Annotated in this window: 11 protein-coding genes and 1 CRISPR repeat array; of the genes, 4 read left to right on the top strand and 7 right to left on the bottom strand. The window is 65.3% G+C overall.

Annotated features, from left to right (window positions below; all coding sequences use genetic code 11):
* Positions 1–37: 37 nt before the first annotated feature.
* Positions 38–1,768, bottom strand: coding sequence for a cation:proton antiporter (locus ACVILH_RS25630; protein ID WP_456715367.1), 1,731 nt, complete (start codon positions 1,766–1,768; stop codon positions 38–40).
* A 25-nt stretch (positions 1,769–1,793) separates the two neighbouring features.
* On the opposite strand from ACVILH_RS25630, the gene ACVILH_RS25625 reads away from it, so the two are divergent.
* Complete coding sequence (locus tag ACVILH_RS25625) at positions 1,794–2,339, top strand: DUF3124 domain-containing protein (RefSeq protein ID WP_456715366.1); 546 nt, start codon at positions 1,794–1,796, stop codon at positions 2,337–2,339.
* 649 nt (positions 2,340–2,988) lie between these two features.
* Positions 2,989–3,483: a CRISPR direct-repeat array (repeat unit 36 nt; unit sequence GTTGCGGTTGGCCCTCAATCACCAGACCGCTATGAT).
* A gap of 74 nt (positions 3,484–3,557) precedes the next feature.
* On the opposite strand, the gene cas2 is transcribed toward ACVILH_RS25625, so the two are convergent.
* The 3 genes from cas2 to cas9 are packed head-to-tail and all read right to left on the bottom strand — an operon-like array spanning position 3,558 to position 8,012.
* A complete protein-coding gene (cas2, locus tag ACVILH_RS25620; protein ID WP_456715365.1) occupies positions 3,558–3,947 on the bottom strand; it encodes a CRISPR-associated endonuclease Cas2 in 390 nt (129 codons plus the stop codon).
* Complete coding sequence (gene cas1 / locus ACVILH_RS25615; RefSeq protein ID WP_456715364.1) at positions 3,947–4,846, bottom strand: type II CRISPR-associated endonuclease Cas1; 900 nt, start codon at positions 4,844–4,846, stop codon at positions 3,947–3,949. Before cas1 ends, cas2 begins: the two co-directional genes overlap by 1 nt.
* A 10-nt stretch (positions 4,847–4,856) precedes the next feature.
* A complete protein-coding gene (cas9, locus tag ACVILH_RS25610; protein WP_456715363.1) occupies positions 4,857–8,012 on the bottom strand; it encodes a type II CRISPR RNA-guided endonuclease Cas9 in 3,156 nt (1,051 codons plus the stop codon).
* 423 nt (positions 8,013–8,435) lie between these two features.
* On the opposite strand from cas9, the gene ACVILH_RS25605 reads away from it, so the two are divergent.
* On the top strand, positions 8,436–9,677 hold the full coding sequence (locus ACVILH_RS25605) for a LysM peptidoglycan-binding domain-containing protein (RefSeq protein WP_456715362.1): 1,242 nt from the start codon (positions 8,436–8,438) through the stop codon (positions 9,675–9,677).
* A 38-nt stretch (positions 9,678–9,715) separates the two neighbouring features.
* Here the strand turns inward: ACVILH_RS25605 and ACVILH_RS25600 are convergent, their stop codons facing one another.
* Entirely contained in the window at positions 9,716–11,152 is a 1,437-nt protein-coding gene (locus ACVILH_RS25600; RefSeq protein ID WP_456715361.1) for an aminotransferase-like domain-containing protein, read from the bottom strand.
* A 110-nt stretch (positions 11,153–11,262) separates the two neighbouring features.
* Between ACVILH_RS25600 and ACVILH_RS25595 the strand changes: the two genes are divergently transcribed.
* Entirely contained in the window at positions 11,263–12,399 is a 1,137-nt protein-coding gene (locus ACVILH_RS25595; protein WP_456715360.1) for a pyridoxal phosphate-dependent aminotransferase, read from the top strand.
* A 97-nt stretch (positions 12,400–12,496) separates the two neighbouring features.
* Positions 12,497–13,663, top strand: a complete 1,167-nt coding sequence (locus ACVILH_RS25590) for a trans-sulfuration enzyme family protein (protein ID WP_456715359.1) — start codon at positions 12,497–12,499, stop codon at positions 13,661–13,663.
* On the opposite strand, the gene ACVILH_RS25585 is transcribed toward ACVILH_RS25590, so the two are convergent.
* A complete protein-coding gene (locus ACVILH_RS25585; RefSeq protein ID WP_456715358.1) occupies positions 13,664–15,025 on the bottom strand; it encodes a peptidoglycan DD-metalloendopeptidase family protein in 1,362 nt (453 codons plus the stop codon). It lies immediately after the preceding gene.
* 106 nt (positions 15,026–15,131) lie between these two features.
* Positions 15,132–15,836 (bottom strand): peroxiredoxin, encoded by a 705-nt coding sequence (locus ACVILH_RS25580; RefSeq protein WP_456715357.1) that lies wholly within the window; start codon positions 15,834–15,836, stop codon positions 15,132–15,134.
* Positions 15,837–16,327: the final 491 nt, after the last annotated feature.

Raw genomic sequence — 16,327 nt, 5'->3', positions numbered from 1 at the left:
TGGCGGGTCTGGAGTGATGAAACGTGGATGAGGCGCGTCACGGCAGGACCTCGCGGCGGTCGGCCAGCATCGCCTCGGCCTGGCTGCGACGCTCCGACAACAGGCCCGCGCTCGCGTCCTGGATCAGGTTGAGCAGCACCTGCGCGTCGCTGAGCCGCGGCACCGTCACATAGTCGGCGCCGGCCTCGTAGAGGTCGTTGACGTCGGCGAGCAGGTCGGCCGTCGCGACGATCTTGGCGGTCGAATTGATGCTGCGGACGTGACGCACCAGCTTCTCGTTGTTGGCGCCCTTGAGCAGCGAGTCGGGAATGCTGAGGATGATCAGCTCGGCCTGTCCGACGCCGGCATGCAACAGCGTATCGACATTGCTGATGTCACCGTAGGTGACCTGGATGCCGCGATCGGAGAGGGTGCGGAAGACGACGGGGTTGAAGTCGACGACGCCGATCTGCTCCAGCAGCGCCGGCTGGTTGCGCTCGATCTCGCTGAGCAGGGCGCTGGCGGTGCGGAAGAAGCCGAGCAGCACGATCGGCCGGCCCGCGCCGTGACCGCCGCCGTCGTGGCCGGCCTCGCCGTCCTTGCTGTCGTCGAGATCGTTCAAGCCGACGCGCTTCAGAAGCGGGATCGCCCGGCGCACGATCGGGTCGGAGCGCACGATCACGAAGGTCGAGAGCACCGCGAGCAGCACGAAGGCGAAGGATGCCGCCGCCGACGTGCCGTTCTTCAGGTGTCCGGCGGCCGCACCCGTCTGGATCACGACGAGCGAGAACTCGCTGATCTGGGCGAGGTTGAGCGCGGGCAGCAGGCTCGCGCGCAGGCCCTGACGCATCATGTAGAGCGGCGTGAAGGTCGTCAGCAGCCGGCTCGCCACCGTGAACAGCGCGATCACCAGCGCCAGCCCGACCACCGACATGGTCGGGATCGGGATGGTCATGCCGAGCGCGACGAAGAACAGCGTGATGAAGAAATCGCGCAAGGTCGTGACCTTGGCGGTGACGTCGAGCGCGTAAGGGAAGGTCGACAGCGACACGCCCGCGATCAAGGAGCCCATCTCGCGCGACAGGTGCAGCCGCTCGGCGATCTCGCCGATCAGGAAGCACCAGGCGAGCGCGCCGAGCAGGATCAGCTCGGGGGTCCGCGCGATGCGGTGGAACACCGGCGGCAGCACATAGCGGCTGAGCAGCAGCGCGATCGCGACCAGCGCGCCGGCGCGCGCGAACGACAGCAGGATCACGCCAAAATGGAGGTCGTCGAGGCTCGGCTGCACCGCCAGGAACAGGATCGCGAACACGTCCTGCAACACCAGCACGCCGAGCGTGATGCGGCCGGGCAGGGTGTCGAGCTCGCGCTTCTCGTACAGCACCTTGACGATGATCACGGTCGAGGACAGCGCGCAGGCGACGCAGAGATACAGCGCATCGTAGCTCTCGGCGCCCATGCGCATGCCGATGGCGACGAAGAACAGGATGCCGAGCGCGGCGCCGCCGAGCAGTTGCACGCCGCCGGCGATGAGAATCACCGGGCCGGCGCGGATGATCTTCTTCAGGTCGATCTCGAGCCCGATCATGAACAGCATGAAGATCAGGCCGAGCTCGGAGATGACCGAGATCGATTCCTGGGACTTGACCCAGCCGGTGCCAAAGGGGCCAATGGCGAAGCCCGCGACCAGATAAGCGAGAATCGAGGGCTGGCGCCATTTATGTGCGGCCAGTCCAAGCACCCACGCAAACAGGATGCAGAGCGTGATGTCGCCAATCAGTTCATGCATGAAGCAACCCCCGAGGGGTCAACTTATGTCGCGCCGCCGCACAAGGAAACCCGCAATCTGTCACATCGCGGCCGCGGCCCTGGCGCTGTGGCTCGCGACTGGCGAGATGCGGGCCGCCGACAGCGTGACCACGACCTTCGCCAGCTCGCTGACCACAGTTCCCACAGAGCCGCCCGCGGTGACGGGCGCGGTCTACGTCCCCGTCTATTCCAGCGTCACCATGGCGCCGGGCCGCGTGCAGGCCGATTTCTCCGTCACCCTCAGCATCCACAACGCCTCCGAGCAGCGGCCGCTGATCATCCGGCGCATCAATTACTACGACACGGCCGGCGCGCTGGTCGAAGCCCACCTCGCTGCGCCGGTCGCCTTGAAGCCGTTCGCCACCATCGAGATCTTCGTGCCGACCAAGGACACCCGCGGCGGCACCGGCGCCAATTTCGTCGTCGACTGGGCGGCGACCGGCGAGATCGCCGAGCCCGTCGTCGAGGCGCTGATGGTCGGCGGCATCGGCGCCGGCCACTACGCCTTCATCAGCCAGGGCCGCCCGATCCGTTCGAGTGGCCGGCCGTAGCCGACGATCGCGACAGGCGCGGAGTGCATCCGATGGCGCGCAGATGCGATTGATCCAAGCTCGCAGCGGATACCATGACCTGACACGCGCTATCGTCGCCGCAGCGCCGATGGCGCCCGGGATTGATGGAGCAGCTCTGCCCTCGCGAAACAAGGGCGCAGGGAATGCCGGGTGAAGGCCTCACCCATGGCCCGCCTGCAACACAAAAAGCAGGCGGCAGTCACCACAGGTTCAGCCGATCGACCCGGCATTCCCCGCGCGGCTGGTTTTAACAGCTTATACGCGATCTCCCCGGTGCGCCGAGCTTTCTGGCCACCGTCACCCGCGCCGTGCGTCAACATCGGCGACAGGCTTGACCTCAGCATCGGGAGGTCAGGACCACGCGACTTCGCCGTCCGCAGCAACCATGCCCGTCGTGCATCGCCGCTCCGTCCACCGCATCCCGCCCCAACGTCCGTGACGACGCGTACGCCCCTCGCAACGAGGCAGGATGCGCGGATCATACATCATTTCCGGAAAAAAGAAATGAAAAAATGCTGGTCCGGCCTGACTTGAGCTATCCTCTTTTGACCATTGAGAGAATTTTGGAGTGCTGGCCTCCAATTACCGACCGCTATGATCGGTTCCAGCCGGTGATGAATTTGAACTGGTTGCGATTGGCCCTCAATCACCAGACCGCTATGATTGATGGATGAGATGGCCGAGGAGACCGCCGGTTGCGGTTGGCCCTCAATCACCAGACCGCTATGATGAGATCGTTGCGCTGTCGTGCATGCCCTCTGTTGCGGTTGGCCCTCAATCACCAGACCGCTATGATCGGTCGAGCCGTGCACATAAGGCGCGACCTGTTGCGGTTGGCCCTCAATCACCAGACCGCTATGATCGGATGCCGGGCTGGTCAAGAAGCTTGCGGTTGCGGTTGGCCCTCAATCACCAGACCGCTATGATTCAGGCCCATGGACACTCGCTCAAAATGGGTTGCGGTTGGCCCTCAATCACCAGACCGCTATGATCGCCTGTTGTGCTCGTTCCACTTGGGGCTGTTGCGGTTGGCCCTCAATCACCAGACCGCTATGATTCAAACCGGAAACTTAGTCTTTGCGACGCAGTTGCGGTTGGCCCTCAATCACCAGACCGCTATGATCGATACTCCCCTAAGGCCCTGAGTTCAGGGCCTTTTTCTTTGATATTGATCGCGGGATTGCAGGAGCGGGCGGGTCAAAACAGCGCCAGCTGGCTCGGGTTTTTCGGGGAGTGTTCTCGTTTTCGTCCCCGGTAGGTCCGAATGTTCTCATATTGCTTGTCGGTGATCTGGATGACGTGCACCTTGCCGGACGATGGCATCAGCGTTTCCACTTGGCGCTCGACAGCCTCGGCCTGCTCCTTTCCGGCCGTGAACTTCAGGTAGACCGAGAATTGGCTCATCTCGAAGCCTAGGTCGCGCAAGGCCAGCCTGAATCCGTTGGCGGCTTTGCGCTCTCTCTTGGTTCCGACAGGAAGGTCGAACAGAACGAATATCCACATGATGCGGTACCCGGTCAGTGTCGTGAACGATTCCCCAGCAGGTCGCGCTGGCGTCGAGCTTTTCTTGCGAACTCTGCGCGCCATCACGTCTCCAACGGTCGGGCGGGGAGGGGCAACTCCAGTTGGTCGGCTTCGCCGGCAAAGGCCTTGGCGAGGGATTGAGCCAGCCGTTCGGCGCAGACCATCAAAGGGCTGAGGCCGAAGCTGGTCGGCAGGTCGATCACCATGATGCGCGCCAGCGCCGCCTTAGCCTCCTTGTCGACGTCGCTGGTTCCGTTCCGGACGAGCCGCCAGACCTCGCGGTCGACACTTGGCCGGAAGGGCTCCATCAGATCGTCGATCAGCACCATCGGATTCGATCGGTTCGAGTGCATTAGCCCGAAACTTGGGTGCAGGCCGGTCGCCATGACAGCCCGCGCCACGCCGGCGCGCAGCACAGCATAGCCATAGTTCAACATCGCATTGGTTCCGCCGCCATCCGTGTTGCGGCGGAAATCCGGTCCCATCAGCAGGCGCCAGTAGCGCCGGGCCGCTTCGGCTTCGACATTGTCCGGATCGCCAGACCGCACTTTGCGAGACAGCAGGAGAAAGCCTTCGTGCGTAGCTCCGACGGATTCCAGTGTAGCTCCCTGGCCCAGAATCTTGGCCCGCACGATTTGCGCCCACAAGCGCTTCTTCAGGGGCAGGCTTGCTGCGATCTGATCCTTCATGCGACCGGTCTGGACGTGGTGGGCGTCCACGGGCCAGACAATCGCGGCCGGCATATGATTGGCGCCGCAGAGAATGACCGGGATGCCGCGGCTAGAAAGGCCCACGAGCGCGTTATTGGAATAGGTCAGCCCGTGCGCATTAGCGATGACCGCAGCGATGTCATCGAGCGGCACCTTCCCAATTTCGGTGCCTTTGTCTGAAACGACGAGAAAGCCGCGATTGATCGCGAGGTGCCGGTCATTCGTCTCGATCTCCACGATCCGGCCCACCATGTTGCGCCCCTCAGAACGAATGCGCCGCTTGGACCGAATGAAGTCGCCAAGGCCGCCCCAGCGCGTCGATCCGGATGCGCTCGGCGTTCCACTCCCTCAGCTTGTCGAAATTCGCGAAGATCCAGCGAAACGGATCATCGGGATCGTCGTGGCGGTTCTGGAAAACGCCGGCCTCGTTGTGCTCGACGAGATAGAGGACGTTGTTGGAAGGGGACAGCCTGACGATCTTCACGAACTTCTCCCGGCCGTCGTGATCGATGCGTAGCATGTCGCCTTTGAACACCCGCATGACGAGCACGGCGCAGGGCGGTGGCGCATCACCCGGTCCTGCCGACTGATTGGCCTGAAACACGGTGGTCGCACGCGCGATCCAACGGCCATCCGCGGAGCGGATGATGTCGACGAACGCATTCTCGCCGGCGCTATAGGATTTGTAGACGCGGCCTTCCTTGTCACGGATCGGGACGAGATATTCCGGCTTCTCTGATTTCGTCAGCCGTACGTGGCGGATGCCGTTCGGTTGACCGGGAACATCCTTGCGCTGTGCAAAGGCAAGCAACGCCGCCTTCAAATCCTTGCCGCTCGCCCTTTCGCTTTCAACGTGTGCTTTGACTAGGTCACGGAGCCGGCGGTCGCGAATCCGGTCGATCTCCTTCTCGCTGATGTCGGTGAAGTTCTTCCGATAGACCAGATTGGCTCCGCGCTCCTTCTCGGGCTCTTTGACTGTTCCATAGGCCGTGTCTTCGTGAAGCGGGGCTTGCAGGCCGTGGTCCGGCTTGTGTGAGACCAGCATGCTCTTGAGCTTGGCGTCCAGATCCGCCCGCAAGGTCGGCCAGGGCAGCGGCACCTCGATCTTCTGTCGCTCCTCGTCATAGGCGCTCGACATGCGATGCAGCAGCCGCTGGTCCGTCAGTGCCGCTATGAGCGCGTCGATGGCATGATGGCGATGATCCTTGCGGTTCTTGGCGTCGCTGTAGTTGTGATCAGGCAGCAGATCGTTGAGCCCCCATTTGGCGCGGATCATCGCCGTCAGCTTTCCCGGTAAGACATGAATCTTGTACGGGTCGGTCACTGCGGCGAGATATTGCTTCGCGGCGCGGGCGAGCCAGCCGGTTTCGTTGAGCATTCGCGCCTGGAACCCGCCAAGCTTGTCGAAATGCGCGCGTGCGTCGGGGTCGAAGCGCCAGCGCTTGCCTCTCGGCAGAGCCGCCGCCCGTTGCGCGATGGCGGCCCAGTCGTAGGGCCGGCCTTTGCTGTTGCTGAACGCTTCGAACGGCGTGCGATTGCCCTTCTCGCGGTTGGCGTAGCGCATGCAGACCACCTTGTTGGCAGCACTGTCGTCCCAACTGTCGGAGAAGGGGATGATGTGATCGATGTCGACCTCCTCCGAAAGCAGCCGCTCGAGCCCAATCACCTCTCCGGTGTAGGGACACTCCCGGGCGACATTGCCTTGCTCCTCCCAGAGCCGCATCTTGAGCAGGTTTCGCGCGTTCACCGCCTGACCCAGCTTTCGCAGCTCGTCGGCACGAGCGTCATTCTTGCGCTGGTTCTGGGCTTGCTCGCGCTCCAGCTCCGACAACTGCTTGGGGGACAATTTGAACTCGCGTGTCATCTCGACGGCGATCTCGGCCGGCGCACCATATTGGGCGATGAGTCCGTTGACGACGCGTCGCAACTGCCCAAGACCGATGTGAACCGTCGGATTAGGAAAACGTCCCCAGCGCTGGTCGTTGGTGTCACGCTCATCACCTGAGCCGAGCACGTCGTTCTGGAGCCATTGGCCGTAATAGGGCAGATAGCCGGTCGGCGACTGCTCTCCGCTCGGTAGCAGCGCGTGATCATAGCCGGCCGTGGTGGCCGCGTCTGGATAGTTCTTGCCGGCTTCCATCAGCGGCAGGATCCTCTTGATCGCCCGAAGCCCGAGCCTGCAATGCCCTTCGGGTAGTAGCGCTGACGCGACCCGCTCTGCATCTTCCTTGTCGAATGCGAACTTGGTTGAAAGCCATGTGACGAGCGCTGCCTCATCAGCCTGCGTCTCGAGCTCAGAGACAATCTCGATCTGCCGATCCAGAGAGAAGCCGCGCCAAGCCTTGCCGAAGTTCTTCTTGGCTGAGAGAGACGTTGCCGTCTCGTCGCCCTTCAGGTGATCACGCTTCTCGCTTTCGAGGTTGAACTTGGCTTCCGATGGCAGTCGAAGCAGGCTGCGGATGTTGTCGAAGCTCAGCTTGCTGTTCTGTAGCAGCGCCAGAGCGACCTTCTCCTGATCTTCCTTTGCCAAAGCAGGCGAGCTTCGGCCGGTCTCGATCACTGCCAGATTGCGCACCTCCTGCCAGATGCGGAAGCGTTGCGCCAAGGGATGCGCCCAGGAGCAGCGGAAGCCTTCCACATCGTCCTTGTGGGCGGCCGGATCGAGCGAGCATTTGCCGACCGGCGGCTGCTTCAAGGGGCGCTGAAAGAAGATCGCCTCGCGGATGGTGCTGTAAGCCTCGGCTGACATCACTGCATGATGCGGCGCCTGAGCAGCCCAGAGGGCTTCGAACTCATGATCAAGCATCGCGCGTGTCGGATAGAAATCGTACTCCGCCTTGACGCCGGTTGCGCGGTTGCGCGTGCGAACGGGGGCGCGGGCCTGATGGCGGCGATGAAGGAATTCACCTAGCGTGCGCGCGCCGGTGTCGTTCATCAAGGCTTGCAGCCTGCCGGCCGCAATCTTGATGGCGCCGGAATCCTTGTCGCCTTTTTCGGTTTTCCGGTTCGAGAGAAATCCGCGCCGCTGGTTCAGGTGAAACAGCGCGCGGCCGACGTGATGAGCCGGCAGCGGTCCGTCCAGCGCTCCAGCGCGCAAGGCATAGGGATCAAGAGCCTCCAGCGCCTTTCTGGCCGGCTCGTCTGCCGGCATCAATCCGTGCTCCACCAGCAGGCCCATCAGCTTGCCGCGCCGTTGCAGATAACGATCTCGTTGCCGCCGCATGCTCCGCGCAACGCGACGATCGGCCGCGTTGGATTCCTTGGACTTGGGATCCCGTCCGTCCGGATAGATCCGCACGCCTCCAGGACCAAGACCTACAGGCGCGCCGCTGTCATCCAGCCAGACGATGGACCAGCCGAGGGAGTTGGCGCCCGCATCAATGCCGAGGCGATATTTCCTTGTAGTATGCTTCTTCATTATCGAATGTCCTCGTCGGAACGAGGAGGCGAAAAGCCAAGCACCGTGAGCTGCGATCAGAGCATCTGTACTCTGACTCGTCGCCTATCCATTCCGCGTTCAGTATTGCTCAGCTAGATATTGACACAACCCGGAGAAGAGTAGAAGTTATAGGTGGTGTGTACGTCGAATTCGTCAAAAGAGGTTTTGCCAACGACTTAGCGGTCTGGTGATTGAGGGCCTCCCGTTAACAAGTTCGAAGAGAGCACCAAATGGGGCGGGCTGCGGCTCGCCCCTTCTTGTTTCGGGCGCCAGGGTGCAGCTTCCGTCCGAAAGCTCCATTGCCCGAGCGATGGCAATCCGCCCCGCATGATGCTATGAGTAAAGCGAGATTCCCGCTGAAGGAGCGGTCGTCTCCGCGCTCGCACAGGGACGGATCACCGCATGAGCATCGGAAACGGCGGACGGTTGATCTGGGGCGGTGGCGCCGTTGCGGCGGTCGTGATCGCCGGTCTGGTTATCGCCTTTGCGCAGGGTTTCGGCCTCGACCTCTCGATTTTCAAGCGCGATGGGACGTGGGCGAGCCGGACGGCCGCGGTCGCGCCGAGCGCTCCGACAGATGGGGCGCCCGCTGCACCGCAGCGCATTGCGGCGGCGGAGCCGGGTGCGCCGGACAAGGGGGCTGCGAGCCAGGCCGCCTCCGCGCTCGCGTCGGCGCAGCAGCAGGCGAGCGGGCTGGCTGCGTTGCTGGCGCCCGTCGCGCCGCAGGCCGCCGAGAGCGATGGTCCGTCATTCGACGTAGTCAGCGTGGAACCGTCGGGCGACACGGTCGTGGCCGGCCGCGCGGCGCCCGGCGCCACGGTCGAGTTGTTGCGCAATGGCGAGCCGCATGCGCGGGTGGTCGCCGATCGCTCGGGCCAGTTCTCCATGGTGCCGCCGCCGCTACCCGCCGGGACGTTCGAGCTGACATTGCGGGCCAAGCAGCCGGATGGCCGCGAGATGTCGTCCAAGCAGAGCGTGGCCGTGGTGGTCGAGGCCGGCAAGCGGCCGGCGACGGTCGCGGTGATCGCGCCGGACCAGCCGACGCGCGTGCTGTCGAAGCCGGCAGCTTCGGCGCCGCTGGCGGTCGCGGTCGAGGCCGTCGACTTCGAGCCGAATGGCAATTTGCGTGTCAGCGGCCGCGCCAAGCCCGGGGCGACCGTGCGGATCTATCTCAACGACCGCCTCGTCAGCACGGCGACGGCTGGTGCGGATGGCCGCGTCGCGACGACCATCAAGGACGCCGCCTGGTCCGGCAAGGACCGGCTGCGGCTCGACGAGGTCGATGCCAAGACCGGCGCCGTGCAGGCGCGCGCCGAGGTGCCGTTGAATGTGCCGGAGGCGCTGACCACGGCCTCGCTGCCTGCCGCCGCGAGCCAAGGGCAGGGCAGCGGCGCTGCTGCCGGCGCGCGTACGCAGCTCGCATCGGCGTCGCCGGCCGACCTGAAGGATATGGCGGCGTCACCTGACCGCGCGGGCGCGAGGACGATCACCGTGTCGCGCGGCGACAGCCTGTGGCACATCAGCCGGCGTCTCCTCGGCGAAGGCACGCGCTACGCGGTGATCTATCGCGCCAATCGCGAGCAGATCCGCCGGCCGGATCTGATCTATCCGGGCCAGGTGTTCGTGCTGCCGGCCAAGCGCTAGCTGAGATTGGCAAGCAGCGCGACGGCGGATCTGCAGGACTATGCAAGTAGCTCCTGCGCCAACTCGCCGAGTCGCGTGACGCTGCGCTCGATCCGCGCGTCCCAATCATGGCTACAGCTCAGCCGCAGGCAGTTGCGATAGCCTGATGTCGCCGTGAACAGGCCGCCGGGCACGAAGCAGATGCGCTCGCGGATGGCGCGTTGATACAGCGCGTCGGAGTCGAAACCGTCTCGCAGCTCCAGCCAGAGCACGAAGCCGCCCTTGGGGTCGGTCATCCGCGTATCCCTGGGAAAGCTGCGGTCGACGGTGCGGCGCATACGGTCGATGTTGTCGGCGAACACCTTGCGGATGCGGCGCAGATGGGCGTCGTAGCCGCCTGAGTTCAGGAAATCCGCCATCGCCTTCTGCGGCAAGGCCGCGCCGCTCAGCGACAGCGCGAATTTGGCGGCGAGGATGTCATCGGCGCGGCGGTTGGCGGCGAGCCAACCGATCCGATAACCCGGCGCAATCGTCTTCGAGAACGAACTGCACAGGATGATGTCGGCCTTTGGCGCGATCGCGGCGAATGGCCGCGGCCGGTCATCGCCAAAGCTGATGTCGCCGTAGATGTCGTCCTCGATCAGCGGCACGCCGTGGCGCGTGAGCACGCGGATGATCGCTGCCTTCTTGGCGTCGTCGGTGCGCGTGCCCAGCGGATTGTTGAAGCTCGAGGCGAGCAGGCAGGCGGCGACGCGGCGTGTGCCGAGCGCCTTGTCGAGCGCTTTGACGTCGACGCCGCTGGTGGGATCTGTCGGCAGCTCCAGCGCGCGCAGGCTGCGGGCTTCGAGCACCTGCAAGAGACCGAAGTAGGTCGGGGATTCGATCGCGACCGTGTCGCCCGGACGCGTGGTGACGCCGAGCGCGATGTTGAGCGCCTCGGTGCAGCCATTGGTGATGAGCACGCCCTCGGGCGGCACCGCGTGGCCGAGCCGCAGGGCACGCGCGGAGATCTGGTCGCGCAGCTCGGCATCACCATGCGGATCGGCATAGATGTTGTAGTGGCGGCCATGGACGCGGGCGCAGCGCGCGAGATGGCGGTCGAGCCGCTCGGCGGCAAGCAGGCCGGCGCTCGGGATGGCGCAGCCCAAGGGCGCATAGGACGGGTCGCCGGCATAGGAGAGCACGCTGAAGACGGGATTGGAGATGGCAACCGGGCTCGCCCGCTGCGGCGGCTGCGAGGCTGTGGGCAGCGCGCGCTGCCGGTCGCTCCGCTGCATGACGTAGAAGCCCGACTTCGGCCGCGCCTCCAGCACGCCGCGATCCTCGAGCAGGCGATAGGCCTGCACCGCCGTCGTCAGGCTGACCCGATGCTGGGACGCGAAGGCGCGCACCGACGGCGCGCGCATGCCCGGACGCAGCACGCCATCGTCGATCAGCGCCGTGACGCCGGCAGCGAGGGCTTCGTAGAGCGGCGGGGAGGGCGTGCGCTGGTCCATACAGATCATCCAATCCCAGATCTGTACTGGTGGCAATCAGGATCGTCTGTATCTGTCAGCGCGAGCCCCCGGGCTCTAGCGTCTCGTTTGCGCTCGCCCGGAGTTTCGCCATGCCTCACGTGCCTAGCCGCTTCCCGCACAACGACATCATGAGCCTGACGTCGCAGGCCGTCCGCTACGATCTCGCCGAAAGCGTCAGCCCGGATCTGAGACTCGGCCAGCTGCTCGCGGGCGGTCTCGGCGATGAGCTGAAGGATCTCGTCCTCCGCTACGGTCCGACCGAAGGTCATGCCGGGCTGCGGGAGCTGATCGCCGCGCGACATGGTGTCGGCGCTGACGATGTCATCACCACCGTCGGCGGCATGCAGGCGCTGTTCCTGATGGCCTTCGTTCTCGCCGAGCCCGATGCGGAGGTCGTGATCGGACGCCCGGCCTTTCCCAATGCCCGCAACGTGCTCGCGGCGGTGGGCCTGCGCGTCGTCGATTGGCCGCTGCATTTCGACGACGGCTATCGCCTCGATGCCGGCCGCCTGCGGTCGCTGTTGACGCCCCGCACGCGGCTGGTGAGCCTGGCCTCGCCGCAGAATCCGTCCGGTGTGGCGCTGTCCGATCCCGAGCTGCGCGAGGTGCTCGCGGCGATAGACGAGATCTGTCCCGAGGCATTCCTGCTGGTCGACGAGACCTATCGCGAGGCGGTGCATGGCGAGGCGGAACCGCGTCCGAGCGTGGTTGCGCGGGATCGGCGCATCGTCAGCTGCGCGTCGTTCTCCAAATGCCATGGCGCGCCGGGCATCCGCACCGGATGGGTGATCACGCGTGACGCGGCGCTGCGCGCCCAGCTGCTGCTGGCCAAGTTCAACACGACGATCTCGAACTCGGTGGTCGATGAGGCGATCGCGCTGCGCATCCTGCGCGAACTGGACACGATCATGCGCGACCGGCGCCGTCACCTCGCCGCGGCCCTGGCGCGCACCGCCGCGTTCGTGGCCGACAATGCCAGGCTGATCGAATGGATCAGGCCGGATGCCGGCGCGCTGTGCTGTATCAGACTCAGGCGTGAGATGTTCGACGACGCGGCCGTGGCGCGGTTTCATCGCGAGCTGGCCGCGCGCGAGACGCGCGTCGCACCCGGCTCGTGGTTCGGCGATGACGCGCGGGTGTTTCGTCTTGGCTTCGGCGTGCTGCCGTTGCCCGAGCTTGACGAGGCGCTGCATCGTGTGGCGCAGGCCCTGACAGCGGCGATGTGAGCGGAGGGCTGGTATCGGCCGAGCGCGGAGACGTTGTCAGCGCGCCGCTCGCGCGATTGCGCTAGGATGATCGCAAGCATTGTCTCACGAGGTGTCCATGCACGATCTCACCCGCTGCGTTCAGCATCCCGCCGTGTCGCATGACGGCTTCAAGTCGCTGGCCGTTCCGACCTATCGCGCCTCGACGATCGTCTATGACGAGCCGCAGGATTTTGCCAAGCGCGCCGCGCGCGGTCTCGACGGCTACACGTATGGCCTGCACGGCACGCCGACGACGCGGACGCTGGAGGCGCAGATCACCGCGCTGCATGGCGGCGAGCGCACCGTGCTGGTTCCGAGTGGTCAGGCTGCGGTCGCGATCACGATGCTCGCGGTGCTCAAGCCGGGCGACACGGTGCTGATCCCCGACCACGTCTATCCGCCGGTGCGTCATCTCTGCGCAGGCTATCTCGCCGCGCGCGGCATCGCGCATCAGGTCTACGATCCCTTGATCGGCGGAGGCATCGGCGATCTCATCGATGCCAGCACGAAGCTGATCTGGATGGAATCGCCAGGCTCGGGCACGATGGAGGTGCAGGACGTGCCGGCGATCGCGCGGGCTGCGAAAGCGCGGGGCGTGCTCACCGGTTGCGACAACACTTGGGCGAGCCCGCTGCTCTTCAAGCCGCTGGCGCATGGCGTCGACTTCGCGGTGGAGGCGCTGACCAAATATGTCGGGGGTCATTCCGACCTGCTGCTCGGCTCGATCACGGTCAAGGACCTGAGCTTGCGCAAGGCGCTCAAGGATGTGCTGGGCCCGCTCGGCATCGGCGTGTCACCGGATGAGGCGGCGCTGGCGCTGCGCGGCATTGAAACGATGGGCGTGCGCATGGCGCATTCCGGCCGTGTCGCGCTTGACTTTGCCGAGCGGCTGCAACAGTCACCGGCGGTCGCGCGCGTGCTGCATCCGGCGCTGCCGTCATGTCCCGGCCACGAGATCTTTGCCCGCGACTACAAGGCTGCGAGCACCGTGTTCAGCCTCGTCATCAAGCCGGAGTTCTCGGCACGGATCACTCCTGCGCTCGGCCAGCTCACGCTGTTCGCGATCGGGGCGTCCTGGGGCGGCACCCACAGCCTGATCGCGCCGATGGATGTTGTGGCCGATCGCACAATGCGGCCGTGGAATGCAGCGGAAGGATTGGTGCGCCTCAGCATCGGGCTCGAGGAGTCGGGCGAGCTGTGGGAGGATCTGTCTCGCTTCCTCGATGCGTTGGTCGCGGGCTGATCAGCCCGCGCTCAGCCGCACGCCGGCGCGCAAAAATTTCTGCGGGTCGACGGCTTCGCCGTCGATGCGGGTTTCGTAGTGCAGATGCGGGCCGGTCGAGCGGCCGGTGGAGCCGACCTCGCCGATGATGTCGCCAATCTTCACCTGCTGGCCGATCTTGACGTTGATCTCGGAGAGATGGCCGTAGCGGGTGGAGAGCCCGTTGCCGTGATCGACCTCGACCATGCGGCCATAGCCGCCGGCCCAGCCGGCATTGACGACCTTGCCGTTGGCGGTGACGCGGACGGGATCGCCGGTGGCGGCGCGGAAGTCGAGGCCGGTGTGCATCGCAGGCCGGCCGAGGAACGGATCGGAGCGCACGCCGAAGCCCGAGGTGAACTCGACCTCGCCGATGACGGGCTTGCGATAGGGCACCAGCGACAGCGTGCGGTTCATCTTGTCGACCTGCGCGCGGGTGATGCTGATGCGATAGAGCTGGCGCTCGAACGGACCGGATTCGGCGCCGAGCTTGACCGGCACGAACGGGCCGCCCATGCCGCCCTTCGGCGCGGCGGCTTCGAGCTGGCCCATGTCGAGGCCGAGATCGGTGATCACGCCGCGCATCCGGCGCAGCTTCGATTCCAGCGTCTCCTCGGCAGAGGACAGCATCGCGATCTGCCGCGCCTCGACCTGGTCGAGCGAGCGCGTCAGCCGCGTCAGCACATTGTCGACGCCGGCGAGCTTGGTCGACGGATTCGGCTGCACATTGGCAAGCACGGGGCTGCGCGATTCCAGCCGTGCCTCGCGGTCCGGCGGGGCGGTGAAGATCACGGTGTCGCTGATCGGCGACGGTTTTGGCGTCGACGGCGCAGCTGAGGGCTCGATTGCCGGGCTACGCGCAGGCGCGCGGATCGAGCCGGTGATGTCGGGCATGCTGCCGAGCGCAGTCGCGCGGCCTTCGAGCGCGCTCTGGCGCTTGAGGATCTGGTCGAGCTTCTGGTCGAACTGCTCCTGGTCGAGCAGCTGCCGGCTGGTGGCGCGGTCGACCTTGGCGCGCAGCTCGGCGATGCGGTCCTCATAGGCGTATTGCATCTCGGCCTGGCGCGCGATCAGCCGCGTCAGCACGTCGTCGCGGAAGGCGAAATAGGTCGCGGTCGCGGCCGACCAGATACCGAGCAGGCTGACGGTGCCGACCACGATCCAGAACACGACGGGGCCGATGCGCACCTGCTTGCCGGCATGCACCAGCGTGTAGTCGCTCTGCGAGGCGGCCGGTGCAGGGGCGGGATGACTGACCGGCGACCGCCGCTGCTGCACGGCGCGCCCGCGGTCATGAGGATGGTGTTGGGGATATTCGGCGTACTGGCCGGAACGATGCGACATCGACACTCCCGCGCCGGCCGGAGATCGTCGTGTCCAGCGGCGTCATTTACGGGAGGGATTTGACCCCTGCATGGTTAATTTTCCCCCAACACCATGCCTCGCGAGTCTACAGCGCTTTGGCCGCGGCCAGCACCGCGTCGGCGTGGCCGTCGACCTTGACGTTGCGCCAGACCTGGGCGACGCGGCCGTCGGCGCCGATCAGGACGGTGCTCCTGACGATGCCGAGAAACTTGCGGCCATAGAGCGACTTCTCGCCCCAGGCGCCATAGGCCTCCAGCATCTCGTGCGTCTCGTCGGAGATCAGGGGGACGGCGAGGTCGTGCTTGTCGCGGAAATTGTCCTGCGCCTTCACCGAATCGGCGGAGACGCCGAGCACGGCAGCGCCGGCGGCGGCGAAGTCCTTCGACAGGCGGGTGAAGTCGATCGCCTCCCTGGTGCAGCCGGGCGTGTTGGCCTTGGGATAGAAGAACAGCACCAGCTTCTTGCCGGCATAATCGGCCAGCGAAACGGTTCCGCCGCCATCGCGGGGCAGCTTGAAGCCGGGGGCCTTGGCGCCCTCGGCAAGCCCGGCTGCCGCCGCCGGGGCGGGCTTGGTTGCGCTCGGTTTGGGGGGCGCAGCCTTCTTCACGGCCTTGGCCGGCGACTTCGCGGTCTTGGCAGCCGGTTTGGTGGTGGTCTTCTTGGCCGGCTTAGCCGTTGCGGCCTTGGCGGTCCTTTTGGCCACCTTCTTGGCCGCGGCGGCCAGCTGGTTCCCTGCAGCCGTCCCGTATGACGCCGGGTTAGAGGATTTCTTCCGTGATTCCTTTGACATACGCCTTCCTTTCGTCGCTTTCGGCGGCTCAAAAATGAAAGTATCTCGGTTCTTGTCCGGTGTCCCGGGATCGATCTTGCATCCGTGCTTCGGCGTGTGGGGGTGATGCCTCTTGCGGCGCTCGGGAAATCACGGGTACCAGCATGCGTGAGTACCAAAGCCATGACGACTCTCGTACCGTCTCCGGATCAGACATCCCGTCCACAAATTTCGACCCCGCCTGGCGTGCCGGTCGACCGGTACGAGCGGGTGGGCAAACCAGACGACGGCGGGGTATAGTGACGGAGATTTGGCGCTTCGTCTGGCCCGCGTCGCGGGCATGACGGCAGCGGGCGGCTCAGAGAGCGCCGGCTGAAGCGCGACGGGGATCGACAGGGCGCGGCCAATGCGGGCAAGCAGAGGGCGCGCTGCCTCAACGTCGGGGCCACATCGGCGACCAATCTGGCTGGGGCCAGATTGTCTCCACATTATCGGACACCAGGGGCCAGCAC

The sequence above is a fragment of the Bradyrhizobium sp. USDA 4353 genome (assembly GCF_054063215.1).
The sequence above is the reverse complement of the archived record's forward strand: the minus strand, read 5'-3'. Positions and strand labels throughout refer to the sequence as shown.